Consider the following 15,500-nt stretch of genomic DNA (forward strand, 5'->3'; position numbering starts at 1 on the left):
AAAAAATGAATATCTTTGCGGCGCAAATTACACTATTGGTTTGATAAAGATCGGAAACATAACACTGCCTGAGTTCCCCTTATTGCTGGCTCCCATGGAGGACGTAAGCGATCCGCCTTTCCGCACGCTGTGCAAGGAAAACGGGGCTGACTTGATGTATACGGAGTTCATTTCCAGCGAGGGACTGATCCGTAATGCCATGAAATGCCGTCAAAAGCTGGACATTTTTGAGGAAGAACGCCCGGTAGGCATCCAGATCTTTGGCGGAGACGAAGACAGCATGGCCATGGCCGCTGGCATCGTAGACGTCACCAACCCAGACCTGCTGGACATCAACTACGGCTGTCCCGTAAAAAAAGTAGCCTGTAAAGGCGCCGGCGCGGGCGTGCTGAAAGATATAGACCTGATGGTGCGCCTTACGACCGCCTGCGTAAAAGCCACCAACCTGCCGGTAACAGTAAAGACCAGGTTAGGTTGGGACGATGACAGCAAGAATATCGAGGAAGTAGCAGAACGCCTGCAGGATGTAGGCATTAAAGCCCTCGCCATCCATGGCCGTACCCGCAGCCAGATGTACAAAGGCCAGGCAGACTGGTCACTGATCGCCAAAGTGAAGAACAATCCCCGCATACATATCCCCATCTTTGGCAACGGCGATATCGACAGCCCGCAAAAAGCGCTGGAATATAAGAACCGTTATGGCGTAGACGGCATTATGATAGGCCGCGCCGCTATTGGTCACCCCTGGATCTTCCGTGAAATAAAACACTATGTGCAAACCGGAGAACTGTTACCCCCTCCTACCGTAGCTGAGCGTGTATACGTATGTAAGGAACATATGCGCCGGGCCATTGCCTGGCAGGGCCTGAAAGTAGGCGTTAACGAAATGCGCGGCCGTTATGCCAGTTATCTTAAAGGACTGCCAAACATCAAAGAATTCCGCAGCCGTCTGCTACTGCTGAATAGCCCGGAAGAAGTAGAGGCTGTGCTGGATGAGATCCTGGTGAAATATGAAGGCTTTGAAATGGAAAGGGCTCCCATCACGCTGATCGATTATCATGAAAGATGCCCGTTGTAAGCCCTTCTAAAAAAAATAGTCCACCACTCTTGTAGACTAAATAATTTTTATCTAATATTGTACCGGCTTCTATAGCCAACACTCCGCGCTGCCGTTCTGCCCACCACTACAACAGCAGCCAGTCTATATCCTTGTGCACTGATCTGTAAGATCATAATATATATCATAACCACAAATGGGTGACATGCAACAACCAATTAAAGGAAGCAGCCGCCTTGCGCGTCTATGCCGGCGCTGCCCGGCCATTTTTACACATACGGACTTATAAAAAAAACCGGAATTGTTGCAGCAATTCCGGCGGATAAAACAAGGCTGAGCTAATTGGCAGCTGGTGAAAAACACCGGCCACCGCCTTATTGTTTATTACCAATACAAATATAATGAAGATCGCCATTATGTCGTGGTTAGCCTTGCTGCCACTGATTACCTATGCGCAAAGTGAAAACAACAGTAACATCACGCTATCGGGCGTTGTAATTGACGCACAGACAAAAACGCCGCTACCCGGCGCTACCATCCATCTTAAGAACACTACACACGACGGGGTAACAAATGACAAGGGGGAATTTAACTTCTTAACCGGGCAGAAATTGCCTATCACATTTCAGCTTACCTACATCGGTTACAAACAGGCAGAAATCACCGTCAACCAGCGCACCAATATCGTACTGGCATTAGAAGCCGCCAATACACAGCTGAATGATGTAGTGGTAGTAGGTTATGGTACCCAGCAGCGTAAAAGCCTTATCAGCTCCATTGCCAAAGTAACCGCCGCAGATGTAAAGGATATTCCTGTAGCCGGCGTAGATGCCCAGCTGCAGGGTAAAGCCGCCGGCGTGCAGATCAACTCCAATACCGGCGTACCGGGCGATGGGGTGTTTATCCGCGTACGTGGCGCTACTTCCATCAATGCCAGCAATGATCCGCTATATGTAGTAGATGGTGTCTTTATCAACAATACCAGCCTGCAGACAGTGAACACCGGCGGCCGCGCTACCTCTCCTATTGCAGATATCAACCCCGCAGATATCGAAAGCATTGAGGTACTGAAAGACGCCAGCGCCACTGCCATCTATGGCTCCCGCGGCGCTAATGGTGTGGTGATCATTACGACCAAACGGGGTAAATATGGTTCCAAACCAACCATCAACTTCAATACTTCTCATGGCTGGGCATGGGCGCCACAACTGTGGGATCTCACCACCGGCCCGGAGCATGCTACTATAGTAAATGAGTTTTACCGTAACTCAGAACAGGATGCTATTGCCGCGGGCGACCAGGCAGGTATCACGAAATATGCACAGCTGCCTTTCCGCTCTGTTGCCTCCGGCGGCCGCGGCTTACCGGAAGAGCAAAAGACCTATGACCGCCTGGGAGAGCTGTTCCGCACCGGCGCGCTGCATAATTATAACCTGTCATTACAAGGTGGTACCCAAACCAATAAATACTACCTGGGCGCCGGCTACCAGCAGCAGGAAGCAGATATCAGGCCTATTAACTTTAACCGCGCCAGTTTAAAATTCAATTTCGACCAGAAGATAGGCGACCATGTACAGGTAGGTACCAGCAACAGCATTTACCGCACCTACCGCAACCAGGCCCGCTCCGGCGATGGCCCGCAGGGCGGTTTGCTGCAATCTGCCTTACATACGCCTACTTACCTGCCGGAACTAAACCCGGATGGTACACCCGCTCGCTACGCCGGTTTCGATAACCTTCAGGTACTGATCGATAATTATGATGTACATTCTACCAGCCTCCGTTATATAGGTAACATCTATGCAGAAGCAGAGCTCCTGCCGGACCTGAAGTTCCGCACCAGCTGGAGCCTTGACTATAACCACTACGACGAATCCGAATACTGGAATAACCTTACCCAGCTGGGCGCGGCCCCTACCAATGGATTGGCCACTTCTGCCCTTACGCAGAACACTACCTGGATCAACGAGCAAACGCTGAACTACCGTAAGACCTTTGATGGTAAACATACCCTGGGCGTACTGCTGGGCAATACTTTACAGAGTAATATACAAAGCACTACCTCGGCGCAAGGCTCCGGTTTTCCCAGCAATGATTTTAAGCTCATCTCCGCAGCGGCTACCCGTACCGCGGACCAGGAATGGACCAAAGCTACGCTGGCCTCTTTTTTTGGCCGGATAGACTACAACTACGCCGGTAAATATTTTGTAGAAGTAAGCGCCAGGGCAGATGGTTCCTCCCGCTTTGGGCAGCACCATCAATTCGGCTATTTCCCTGCTATTGGCGGCGCCTGGCGGCTGAAGGAAGAACCGTTCCTTAAGAACGTAAACACGATCAGCGATCTGAAGCTGCGCGCCAGCTATGGCCTTACCGGTAACCAGAATGGTATCGGCAATTTTGCTGCACAGGGACTGTGGTCCGGCGGCGCAGGCTACCCGGAGACCAGCGGCAGCAGCGACCAGGCAGGCATCTATCCGCTGCAGCTCTCCAACCCGGACCTTAAATGGGAAAAGACCAGCCAGGTGAATGTAGGCGTAGACCTGGGCTTATTCAACGACCGCTTAGGCATTGAGGTGAACCTCTACTCCAAGAACACCACCGATGCGCTGCTACAGCTGCCCGTAAACGCCATCTCTGGTTTTAATACCTATTACGCCAATGCCGGTAAAGTGGGTAACAAAGGCTATGAAGTAGCCATTACCAGCATCAACGTGCGTAACAAACATTTTACCTGGCAAACCAATTTCAATATCTCTGGCAATAGCAATAAGATCAAAGAGCTGCCGGTGCCCGTCACCTATTATAACCGTGACTGGGTAAGATTACAACAAGGCTACTCCATGTACTCCTTTTGGCTCTATAAACAGCTGTACGTAGATCCGCAGACCGGTAACGCCGTGTTTGAAGATGTGAATAAAGACGGCCAGATCACCACAGCAGACCGCCAGATCATGGGCAGCGCCATTCCCAAATTCTTTGGCGGTATCAATAACAATTTTACCTATGGACCATTTGACCTGGGCATTGCATTCAGCTTCCAATACGGCAATGACGTCTATAACCTGAACCGCTTTTTTGGCGAAGGCGGCGGTACCCGAGACGCTAACCGCGTATTGTTTGCAGACCAGCTGAAACGTTGGCAAAAACCCGGCGATATTACAGATGTACCAAGGGTTACCGCCTATGGCAACAACTATACGCTGGAGCAGAGCAGCCGTTTCCTGGAAGATGGTTCTTTCCTGAAACTAAGCTCCCTCAGCTTTGGTTATAACCTTCCTAAAAGCCTTATCTCCAAAGCCGGCTTCCAGAACGTGCGGTTATACTTTATTGGCAGCAACCTGCTGATACTGAAAAAATATTCCGGCCCTGACCCGGAGATAAATGTAACCAGCCTGCAGAACGTACAGGGCCTGGATCTGGGCACCCCGCCACAACCCAGGACCGTACAATTTGGGGTGAACGTAACGCTTTAAAACTAACAACATGAACACACATAAATATATCATACCGCTGCTGGGCACTGTGCTGCTGTTCTCCTGCAAAAAGTTCCTGGATGTAGCGCCGCGCGATGCCGTATCTGACGAAACCGCTGCCGTGATCACGGATGGCACCTCCGCCGCCAACGCCGTAAGAGGCCTGTACCGGGGAATAGCCGCCGATGGGTATTACGGCACCACTTTTCAGGCTATCGGTTATCTCTCCGGTGATAATATTGTATGGACCGGCTCTCAATCCATCGTACAGCAATTCATCAGCCATAATGTAAGGGCCGATAATGCCAGTATAGCTACTGCATGGTCTGCCATCTACGCGGTTATTAACCGCGCCAATCATATCATTACGGAAGTACCAACCGTTACAGACCCGTCCCTCACACCGGCGCTGAAAAACCAGTATACCGGCGAAGGTTATTTTGCACGCGCATTAGGTTATTTTGACCTGGCCCGCACCTGGGGCGGCGTACAGATCACTTTAACGCCAACCGTAACAGCCCAGGATAAATACGGTATCAAACGCAGCACCCTTCAGCAAACTTACGCGCAGGTATTAAGTGACCTGGTAGCGGCAGATTCCTTACTGCCGGAGACCACCAATCGCGTACGCGCCACCCGTAAAACCGTCTGGGCCTTACGGGCCAGGTATCACCTGTACCGCCAGGAATGGGCAAATGCCGTTACATACGCCTCCAAATTGATAGACGATCCTTCGTATACGCTGCTATCCCCATACAGCGCCTGGTTCGCCAATAACGTAACAGGCACGGCGGAATCCGTTTTTGAAATGTCATACAGCACCACCTATCCCAATACCCACCGTAACAGCTGGCAACCGCCGGCCAATAACGGCACACGGCAATGGGCGCCTAACGATGCTTTCCTGGCATTGGTGAACGATCCCACGATAGGCGGCAGCCGCAGCGCGCTGGTAGCTAAAACCTCCGCGGGCCTTTGGTATGGCAACCTGTACTACCGCCCTAACCCGGCTACTGATCCTTCTTATGTTATCCGTATTGCAGAACTCTACCTGATCCGTGCAGAAGCCCGCGCACAGCTAAATGACCTGAATGGCGCGCTAAGCGATCTGGATGCCGTACGTACCAGGGCCGGCCTGGGACATAGCGAAGCAGCCACTAAAGAAAACATACTGCTGGCCATAGAGAATGAAAGAAGGCTGGAATTTGCATTTGAGCCACACCGCTGGTTTGACCTGGTACGTACCGGCAGGGCCGCTGCTGTGTTGAATGTGACCAATCCTGACCGCCTGCTGATGCCCGTACCGGCGTCAGAAGTACTGAACGATAAAGACCTGGATCAGAATCACGGCTATTAATAGGTTATTATAAAATATTTCCCATGACAACTGCCACGTACAACCCTGCACACACACCTCCCGCAGCCACCGGGTGGAAGGAATATGAAAAGATCATACTCCGGGTGTTCTTTATTTACTTCCTGCTCCAGCTAATACCGCTGGACTGGAAATTCTATCGCGATCTTTTTGCGATCAACTGGCTGCACCTGCAGTATGGCGATATCTTCCATATTGCGCATTACCTGCCCCGTTTCTTTGGCAGCGTGCCGCAGTTTACGGATGGTTTCATCTTCCTGCTCATCGCTATTATTGGCAGCGGAGTATGGACTTACCTGGACCGCAGGAATCATTACAACGTTAGCTACGATGCGCTGTATTACTGGCTGCGCGTACTGCTGCGCTACCGGCTGGCCATTGCCCTGCTGGTATATGGGCTTATTAAGTTCTTCCCCCTACAGTCGCCCTACCCTTCTCTTAGTAACCTGAATACACCTTATGGCGACTTTACTGAATGGAAGCTGTTCTCCCTGAGCCTGGGCATTGTACCCGGTTATGAGACCTTCCTGGGTTTAGTGGAGATCCTGGCGGCGGCATTGCTGTTATACCGTAAAACGGCCAGCGTGGGCGCATTTATCGTGTTGTTGTTTACCGGTAACGTGTTTATGTCTAACCTGGCTTATGGCGGCGGAGAAGCCGTATACAGCTTTTACCTGGTAACGCTGGCGCTGTTCCTGTTCGCCTATGATCTGCCGCGCTTAGTGAACCTGCTGGCGCTGGGCCGCCCTACCGCGCCCCCTCACTATAAACCCGCTTTTGATACGCCAAGGCTGCGGTATACCCGGCTGGCGCTAAAGACGTTTGTGATACTATTCTTCGGTGTATTATACGGCGCGCAGGCAGGCGCCGCGGCTACCTACCAATACCCCACCACACCGGGGCTAAGCAATACCAGCGGTTTATATAATGTACGCGAGTTCCGTCTCAATAACCAAACATTACCCTACAGCGATACAGATGCTGTACGCTGGCAGGATGTGGTATTTGAAAAATGGGCTACTATCAGCATCCGCTCCAACCGCCCGGTAACGGTAGACAGCACCAACGTAGATAATATCTATGCTGCCGATAAGGACCGCACGTTTGAGCTGGAAGGATCCGCCGCCAGGCATTACTACAACTATACGGCAGATACAGCACAGCAGATACTGACCCTCCACAACAGGAATAAACACCACCAGGAGGAGCAGTGGGTACTGCATTATAACCGGCCCAATGACTCTACGCTTATACTAAGCGGCGCTAACCAGCAGCATGATTCCGTATACGTGGTACTGGACCGGATCAATAAAAAATACCTGCTGGAAGAAGTCCGTAAAAATGGCCGGGGCAGGTCCATCAAATTGTAGATCACCATCAGAAAAAACTTTCTTATGTCTACCATCACCATTCCACAGATACAGCCTTTGCAGGGTAATGGTTTTACCCACACCGCAGGCGCTGCCGCAGCATGGAAAGCCTACGAACGCGTAGCTTTCCGTATTGCCTTTGTATTTTTTATTGCGATTGCTATCCCAAATAACACAGAATGGTACAGCCATGTGCTGGGCATTAACTGGCTACGCCTGCATTACCGGGATCTGTATGATATTGCACGGTTTGGCTCCGGCATCAATGTTTTTGGCAATACCATCTTTGGCAGCTCCCTGCTGGGTTATGCCAACTGGGTCATTACCTTACTGGTAGCTATAGTAGGGGGCCTGATCTGGACCTTTATTGACAGCCGCCGTAAAAACCCGGCGCTGGAATATAACCAGCTCTATTATTGGCTGCGCGTAGTGGTGCGTTACCGGGCCGGTATCGGCATCATTGGTTTTGGTTTTACAAAACTACTGCCCGTGCAGATGCCTTTCCCCTCCCTGGCATTGCTGGATACCAATTTTGGCGATTTTACCGCGCAAAAGATCTACTGGTTGATCATTGGCATTGTGCCCTGGTACCAGGTATTTGCCGGCATAGTAGAAGTAACAGCCGGTACGCTCCTGTTCTTCCGCAAGACCACTACCCTGGGGGCCGCCCTGCTGGTAGGCGCGTTGGGGGATATTGTATATGTGAACTTTGCCTATGATGGCGGTGTACACGTATACAGCTCTTATTTTGTGCTGCTGGGCGGTTTCCTGCTGGTACAGGATCTGCCCAAGCTGTACAACCTGTTGATCCGTGAAAAGCTGACCATACCGGTCTATCATTTCCCCAGCTTATCCAGGGGATGGCAGGCAGCGCGGATCACACTCAAATCCGTTACTATCTTCCTGTTCCTGGGTGTGCTGTTTTACCTGCAGCTCGTCAACTTCCAGTACGATCCGTATAAGCAGCCTTCCACCGCCGGCGTGCAGGCCTTACGGGGCAATTACCGGGTAACGGAGTTCCGTATCAATAACCAGGTATTACCATACAACCCTACTGATACCGTACGCTGGCAAAGCGCCACTTTTGAACGCTGGACCTCCCTTACGTTCACCGTGAACCGGCCTGCATCCATTGACCTGAGCAACGGTGGCGGCGATCCCATGCGCGATATTAACCGCACCTTTGAATTAACCGGTACCGGCGGTGGCAGAAGGACTTTCCACTATTTAGCCGATACCATAGACCATGTGCTTTACCTCCAGGATAAATTCAAAGCCATCCCAGACCGCCGCAACCGGGTAGCCGGCGTAGGCGGCGATGGTGACTACAACCAGAACCGTGGCGGCCGTGGTCAACGCCAGCAGGATCGCAAACCTAAACAGGATACAGCCGCCGCCAACTGGATCTCTCCCCAGGCCTGGGCCCATATTGGTAACGAAAATCACATGATAGACCCTAAGGGCTGGTCTACCCGCCGTGACCGCGAGTTTGCCACCGCGCCTAAAAATGAAAAGCGGAACCGCATGGTGCTGCAATACTCAACAACAGACGGTTCACATGTGATCCTGACAGGCATTAACGAACATAAAGATTCCATTTATGTAGTGCTGGACAGGATAGCGCGTCCCTATAAAGTATCCCGTAGCACCCTGGATGCGGGTAAATACTAGCCCATGCGTTTAAAAACGTACATCGTTCTTAGCTATATAACACTGGCTGCCTGTAAACCAACTACAGGCAGCCATACCGCGCTTTTACAAGATACCGGCAGCTGGCCGGCCAGTTTTCATATAGGCCGCCGCGCCACGCTGGCGGAGATCAACGCATTGGATATCGATATCCGGCCTGATGGTAAAGGTTTACCACCCGGCCAGGGCAATGCGCTTAGCGGACAAACCATCTATACCGCCAAATGCGCAGCCTGCCATGGTACCGGAACAGCAGCCATGAACGTGCAGCTGCCCGGCCCCGCCCTGATGAATGACAGTGCAGGCGCCAACAGGAAAAAGCTGCGCACTATTGGCAATTACTGGCCCTACGCTACTACCATTTTTGATTACATACGCCGGTCCATGCCATACAATGCACCCGGCACTTTAACGCCGGATGAGGTATACAGCATTACCGCCTATCTGTTGTATGCCAACAGGATCATCGATCAGCAAACGATGATGAATGCGGCCAGTTTGCCCGCCGTAGAGATGCCGGCTAAAAAATTATTCATAGCAGACGACCGGCAGGGCGGACCGGAGATCCGCTAACACATAGCACATGAACAAAAGAAAGATCAGCCGGCGCACCTTGCTGGGCGGGGCTGCCACCGCAGCCGTCATGCTCTTTAAATCATCCTATGGCAGGATGATACAAACGGCTATCCCGGAATCACTGTATACGGATGATCCCACCAAAGTGGTTGGCCCGCCGCCCGGAGCAGTGGGCGCCCGCTCCCCATTTGAGCATCCGGTAAAGAAAGCGTCCGATACCTCTTCCCGTACGCCACTACAGGACCTGTACGGCACCATCACGCCGGCAGACCTGCATTACGAGCGCCATCATGCCGGCGTACCGGTCATAGATCCGCATAAATATGAACTGCTCATACATGGCATGGTAGATAAACCCATGGTATTTACCCTGGCAGACCTGAAACGTTTCCCTTCTGTATCCCGCACCTGTTTCCTGGAGTGCTCCGGCAATTTCAGGAGCAATAAAGAAACCTTAACACCACAAGAGATCTGCGGGCTCACCAGCCAAAGCGAATGGACAGGCGTTATGCTCACTACCCTGTTCCGTGAAGTAGGCGTGCAGCCCCGGGCCAGCTGGTTCCTGGCAGAGGGCGGGGATGCTGCCGTCATGACCCGCAGCGTACCGGTCCGGAAAGCATGGGATGATGCCATGATCGTATATGCCCAGAACGGCGAGGCCATCCGCCCGGAGCAGGGGTATCCCGCACGCCTTCTGTTGCCCGGATGGGAAGGCAATACCAATGTAAAATGGTTACGTCGTTTAGAGCTATCGGATCAGCCCTTTATGACGCGGGAAGAAACCTCGCGGTATACCTACCCGGTAAAGGACCGCATCCGCCAGTTCAGCTTTGAGATGGATGCGCGTTCCATTATCACTTTCCCCGCTTTTCCGCAACAGGTAGAAAAAGGCTGGATAGAGATCCGCGGCATAGCCTGGAGCGGATGGGGCAAGATCGCCCAGGTAGAAGTAAGCACCAATGCCGGCAAAACCTGGCAGCCCGCCCGCCTGCAGGAGCCTGTACTGGATAAAGCCCACACCGCTTTCCGCTACCTGTGGCAATGGAACGGCGAAACCACAGAGATCCTGAGCCGCGCCACAGACGAAACCGGCTATACACAACCTACTATACAACAGCTGCTCAACGCCCGCGGTGCAGATATGGGCGGCTACCACCTGAACCCGGTAACCGCCTGGGTCATACAACGGGATGGTAAAGTGTTGTTCCGGCCTGAGAAATGGAAATAATGATCACAGGTATCATGCTATAAAAACATACCGTAATAGCGAAACCGCACACGTACGTAAACCGTGATAAAGGCAGTCTTATACCATAAGTAACTACCTTTGTCTTTAATATAAAGTCTATATGCAACAGGATTTTGACGCAGTGGTAGTAGGCGCCGGCCCTAATGGCCTGGCCGCAGCTATTACGCTGCAACAGGCAGGACTATCAGTTTTGTTGGTGGAGGGATCAGATACGATCGGCGGCGGCCTGCGCACAAAAGAGCTCACCCTGCCAGGCTTTTTACATGATGTATGCTCCGCCGTGCACCCTACAGCGGTGGTGGCCCCTTTTTTCCAGAACCTGCCCCTGGAGCAATTTGGCCTTGAGTTCATATACCCGGAGATAGCCGCAGCCCATCCCTTTGATGATGGCAGCGCGGCGGTATTGAAAAAGTCCATTACGGAAACAGCCAGTCTGCTGGGCGATGATGAGCAAACCTATTTAAAGTTATTCCAGCCCCTGGTAAAGGACTTCCGGCAATTGCTCCCGGATATACTGGGGCCGTTGCGTTTTCCTGCACATCCGCTGGTAATGGCCCGTTTTGGGCTAAATGCCCTCACTTCTGCCTCCTACCTGGCTAAACGTTTCCATACACAAAAAGCGCGGGGTTTATGGGCAGGCATGACGGCGCATTCCATACAACCTTTAACCAACCTTACCACCTCCGCTATAGGCCTGGTATTAATGGCCGCTGCGCATGATAAGGGCTGGCCTGTCCCCAAAGGCGGCTCCATAGCCATTGGCAACGCGCTGGTGGCTTATTTTGAGTCCATTGGCGGTAAGATAATGACCAACCATTATGTACGTAAGCTGAGCCAGTTGCCCAGCTCCAAAGCAGTACTGCTGGATGTTACGCCAAAACAATTGCTGGAGATAGCCGGAGACCAGTTCAGCTCCCTCTACAAACGGCAGCTGCAACATTACCGCTACGGCATGGGCGTATTTAAGATCGATTGGGCGCTGGATGGCCCTATCCCCTTTACTGCGCCGGAATGCCGGCAGGCAGGTACCGTGCATCTTGGTAATACGCTGGAGGAGATAGCCGCAGATGAAGAAGGTTCTGCCAAAGGCCGTACGCCGCAAAAACCTTTTGTACTGCTGGCACAGCAAAGTTTATTTGATACTACGCGGGCGCCGGAAGGCAAACACACCGGCTGGGCCTACTGCCATGTACCTCATGGTTCTACGGCGGATATGACGGAAGTAATAGAAAACCAGGTAGAGCGTTTTGCGCCCGGGTTTAAAAAACAGATAATAGCCCGGCATACCATGAATACCGGTCAGCTGGAAATATATAATCCCAACTATATAGGCGGCGATATTAACGGGGGAATCCTGGATATCCGGCAGTTATACACCCGGCCGGCACTGCGCAGCTCTCCTTACCGTACTTCTGCCAAAGGCGTGTACATCTGCTCCTCTTCTACCCCACCGGGAGGCGGCGTACATGGCATGTGCGGCTATCATGCCGCACGCAGGGCGTTGAAAGATGTGTTTAAGATCAGCTTATAGATATTGCTTTGCTAAGCGGTTACACAAGTCATCTACATCCTGGTGGCGGTGTAAACCTGTTTTCCATTTTTCCGGGATCTGATCATAACCATAATATAAACCAGCTAAACCGCCGGTAACCGCGCCGGTGGTATCTGCATCATTGCCCAGGTTGACGGCAGCCAGTACAGCGGCAGCATAATTATCCGTACTCATAAAACACCACATGCTGGCCTTCAGCGTATTCATTACATAACCAAAAGAAGGAATGGTAGCGATATCATATTGTGTGATATCATGCTTTAGCAGTGGATCAAACAAAGCGATCTCCCTTAAAACAATATCCTGTTTTGTAATAAAAGGAAGCACCTCAGCGGCGGTTTGCTCATACGCTGTTTTCTTATCCATTCCCTGAAGCAGCCGGTTGGCAAACTCCAGGTAATAAAAACAGGCGATCACGGAACGTATATGAGCATGGGTAATGGAAGAGATAGCCTTTGTGATGGCAAACCGTTGATTGATGTCCATATCCTTGATATAGAACAGCAGGGGCATTATACGCATCAGCGAGCCATTACCGTTATTCTCCTCTTCGTAATCTCCCGCCAGGTCCGGGCGGATATTCCGTTCCAGGCGTTCAATGGCCCTTTTAGTGGTCATGCCAATATCAAACAACTCATTATGAGCTGTCCAGTAAGCCTCCCGGTACCAGGCAATGAATTTTTTCCCAATATCCTGAGGATCATAGCCATTCACTAACGACTCCGCCAGGCAAAAGGTAAGGGAACTATCGTCTGAGAAAGTGCCGGCAGGCTGGTCATGGCTTCTGTATCCTTCATAATCTGTTATCGGTTCCAGGGCCAGTTTCTCCCGGCTCATAAACTCTGCGGGTACACCTAAAGCATCGCCAATGGCTACGCCAAACAGGGTGGCATGGATAGGCTGGGATTTATTTGCGTCATTCATACGCAAATAAAGTTACGGATTAGTCCTCATTTGAGCGCCACGTATTTTATTTCGTAAGATCGGCCCTGTTCTACCTGCATTTCGTAGGCATTATTCCCTTTATCCATAACTGTTCCCTGGGCGCATACCGGTTTGGTCTTGCTGTGGAAATACAAAATACCTTTCCCCTGTGCCGCCTTTACCTTTATCTGTTTAGTACTGCAGTGAATGGTAATATCTCCGTTGGGTGTAGGCACCGCGCCTTCCATCCATTGCAGGCCGCCCAATACCGGCGTAATGGAATAGGTCTGGTAACCGGGTGAAGTAGGTTTTACGCCTAAATAATATTTACCCAGCAGGTAAATAGGGCTGGCGCCCCAGGCATGGCACAAGCTGCGGCCAAAAGGACGGCCATACATAGCATAATGTTCCGCGCCTTTTTCTTTAGGATCATATTTTTCCCAGAAAGAAGTAGCGCCCAGTTTTAACATACCGCCCCAATAATCCTTCATTTCTTTAAGTACATAATCCTGTTCTCCCATAGCGCATAAAGCCTCCAGCTCATAAAAACGCATATAAGGGGTAGTGATCTGCTGTACGCTGTCGTTCAGCAGCACATGCTGTTTTACGCCCTGTTTCTGCGCTTCGTTCAGGTAATCAAAGAAGATGGAGAACATATTGGTATATCTGGTCACATAAGATGTAGGTTTACCGTTTATGCGGCTATGCACCAGGCCTTGTTTATTAGCATCCCAATAATAATCAAATAATTTAGCGCGCAGGTCTGTAGCCAGCTGTTTATACTGTGCAGCGCCTTTGCCATCCTTCACTATATCTGCACAAAGGGCCATCGTTTCCAGGCTACGGCAGAAGAGCAGCTGTTCAAAGCTTACTTCGCCCTGTTTGCTCAGGCCATCTGCCCAGTCGATAAATACCCAGTCGCCGGCCTGTCCTTCCAGCATACCGTCTTTATTACGGCGTTGCAGGCAAAAGTCTATCAGGCTTTGCATCCGGGGATAGAATTGCTGTATAAAAGATTGATCACCCGTATAGAGATAATAATCATAGATGCCCAGGAACCAGTAGAACGTATAGTCCATAATGGTATTGATATGGCTGCTCACCGGGTCTTTACCTCTCAGGGCCAGCAGCGTACGGGATACGGTAGGCGAATCAAAGAACAGGTAATAGTTCATCAGGAAGCTTTGATAAGCATCGCCTGACCAGATCCAGCGGTCGCGTTTAATACCGTCTATAAAGAACTCGCGGGTATTCAGGTGCAACGTATAAGCAGCTACGTCCCATATTTTGTTCAGCTCTTCATCTGAACAGCGGAAGCTGCCACGGTTGGCTACGGGTAAGAACTCGTACAACATGGATACGGAGTCTATCTGCACATTGGCATCGTATTGTATATGCACGTAGCGGAAAGCCTTGGACAAAGGCATGGTGGAGTCCTTAGCCGCAGGCTGGTTAATATCCAGCTGGTCCATCGTTTCGCAGGTGGCGGTAGCCTGTGCTTCTTCCAGCGATTCACCATAGTAGATAGCTACAGGTCCTGTTCCCTTTAATCCATGTAGCTTAATAAAACCAAAGGTTTCTTTACCAAAATCTACAGTCAAACTATGCGGCGCGCGGGTAATATGGGCAGGGGATTGCGGTTGTGTATTAAGCTTAAAGCCGGAGGGCGGCGACTGCGGATCATCAAAGTTCCAGGAGCCCGCATTGAGCCACTGGGTACCGGATTGGGAAGATACCATGCCGGTGGCGTCTATCCACTCCTTGTCTTCATAGGTCACTTTCCAGGTGGAGTCTGATATCACCGTTTTACCCTGCACAAAGATGGCCGGTACTTTTTCCTGGTTGTATACTTTAATATTCAACCGGTGTTTGCCGGCGGGAATGGTTACTTTTTGCGGACGGCCGGGCAGCATTTTACTATCCAACTTTACATTGTAAGCGCCTTCTGCATACAGCATTACTTCTTCCGGAGCGGAGAGGTCAAATACCTTATGAAAATCCATCAGCACATAATGGCTGTCCATCCGCCAGAAGGGAGGGAAGAAAGAGCCACGCTCTGTACGGCGGTTCTGCATCTTATTGCCCAGCCATATTTCAAAATCGCCGGGATACCAGATCCAGGTAGCTTTTGACTGTGCAATAGCAATATCTGTCAAAAAGACACTTAATAGTAAACAAACGCTGATTGATAGTTTTTTCATAACAGGAGACTTCAATGCGCACAATATACGAAAG

The 15,500-nt window shown here is 51.0% G+C and carries 10 protein-coding genes; 8 read left to right on the forward strand and 2 right to left on the reverse strand.

All coding sequences use genetic code 11. The features are described 5' to 3' along the window. The first annotated feature begins 40 nt into the window (after window positions 1-40). The 8 genes from dusB to F0L74_RS32130 all read left to right on the forward strand — a co-directional run bounded on the left by dusB (window position 41) and on the right by F0L74_RS32130 (window position 12,320). Window positions 41-1,078 carry a tRNA dihydrouridine synthase DusB gene (gene dusB / locus F0L74_RS32095; protein WP_149841958.1) on the forward strand — a complete coding sequence of 346 codons (1,038 nt, stop codon included), beginning with the start codon at window positions 41-43 and terminating at the stop codon, window positions 1,076-1,078. Between the two features lie 380 nt (window positions 1,079-1,458). Beyond that, on the forward strand, window positions 1,459-4,530 hold the full coding sequence (locus F0L74_RS32100) for a SusC/RagA family TonB-linked outer membrane protein (protein WP_149841959.1): 3,072 nt from the start codon (window positions 1,459-1,461) through the stop codon (window positions 4,528-4,530). Window positions 4,531-4,540: 10 nt separating this feature from the next. Beyond that, window positions 4,541-5,887 carry a RagB/SusD family nutrient uptake outer membrane protein gene (locus F0L74_RS32105; protein ID WP_149841960.1) on the forward strand — a complete coding sequence of 449 codons (1,347 nt, stop codon included), beginning with the start codon at window positions 4,541-4,543 and terminating at the stop codon, window positions 5,885-5,887. Between the two features lie 23 nt (window positions 5,888-5,910). Beyond that, window positions 5,911-7,275: a DoxX family protein gene (locus tag F0L74_RS32110; protein WP_149841961.1), complete on the forward strand. Its 1,365-nt coding sequence runs from the start codon at window positions 5,911-5,913 to the stop codon at window positions 7,273-7,275. A 24-nt stretch (window positions 7,276-7,299) separates the two neighbouring features. Continuing rightward, window positions 7,300-8,946, forward strand: a complete 1,647-nt coding sequence (locus F0L74_RS32115) for a hypothetical protein (protein ID WP_213087118.1) — start codon at window positions 7,300-7,302, stop codon at window positions 8,944-8,946. A 3-nt stretch (window positions 8,947-8,949) separates the two neighbouring features. Continuing rightward, window positions 8,950-9,537, forward strand: coding sequence for a c-type cytochrome (locus F0L74_RS32120; protein ID WP_149841962.1), 588 nt, complete (start codon window positions 8,950-8,952; stop codon window positions 9,535-9,537). A gap of 10 nt (window positions 9,538-9,547) precedes the next feature. Beyond that, entirely contained in the window at window positions 9,548-10,768 is a 1,221-nt protein-coding gene (soxC, locus tag F0L74_RS32125; RefSeq protein WP_149841963.1) for a sulfite dehydrogenase, read from the forward strand. Window positions 10,769-10,889: 121 nt separating this feature from the next. Then, window positions 10,890-12,320, forward strand: coding sequence for a phytoene desaturase family protein (locus tag F0L74_RS32130; RefSeq protein WP_149841964.1), 1,431 nt, complete (start codon window positions 10,890-10,892; stop codon window positions 12,318-12,320). On the opposite strand, the gene F0L74_RS32135 is transcribed toward F0L74_RS32130, so the two are convergent. Together F0L74_RS32135 and F0L74_RS32140 are read right to left on the reverse strand one after the other, a co-directional pair. Then, the gene (locus tag F0L74_RS32135) at window positions 12,315-13,265 is read right to left on the reverse strand and encodes an ADP-ribosylglycohydrolase family protein (RefSeq protein WP_149841965.1); all 951 of its coding nucleotides are present in this window, start codon (window positions 13,263-13,265) and stop codon (window positions 12,315-12,317) included. The two genes, F0L74_RS32130 and F0L74_RS32135, sit on opposite strands and share 6 nt — an antisense overlap. Window positions 13,266-13,291: 26 nt before the next feature. Continuing rightward, window positions 13,292-15,466 carry an alpha-L-rhamnosidase-related protein gene (locus F0L74_RS32140; protein ID WP_149841966.1) on the reverse strand — a complete coding sequence of 725 codons (2,175 nt, stop codon included), beginning with the start codon at window positions 15,464-15,466 and terminating at the stop codon, window positions 13,292-13,294. Between the last annotated feature and the right edge of the window lie 34 nt (window positions 15,467-15,500).

Source organism: Chitinophaga agrisoli, assembly GCF_008386695.1.
Taxonomy (GTDB): domain Bacteria; phylum Bacteroidota; class Bacteroidia; order Chitinophagales; family Chitinophagaceae; genus Chitinophaga; species Chitinophaga agrisoli.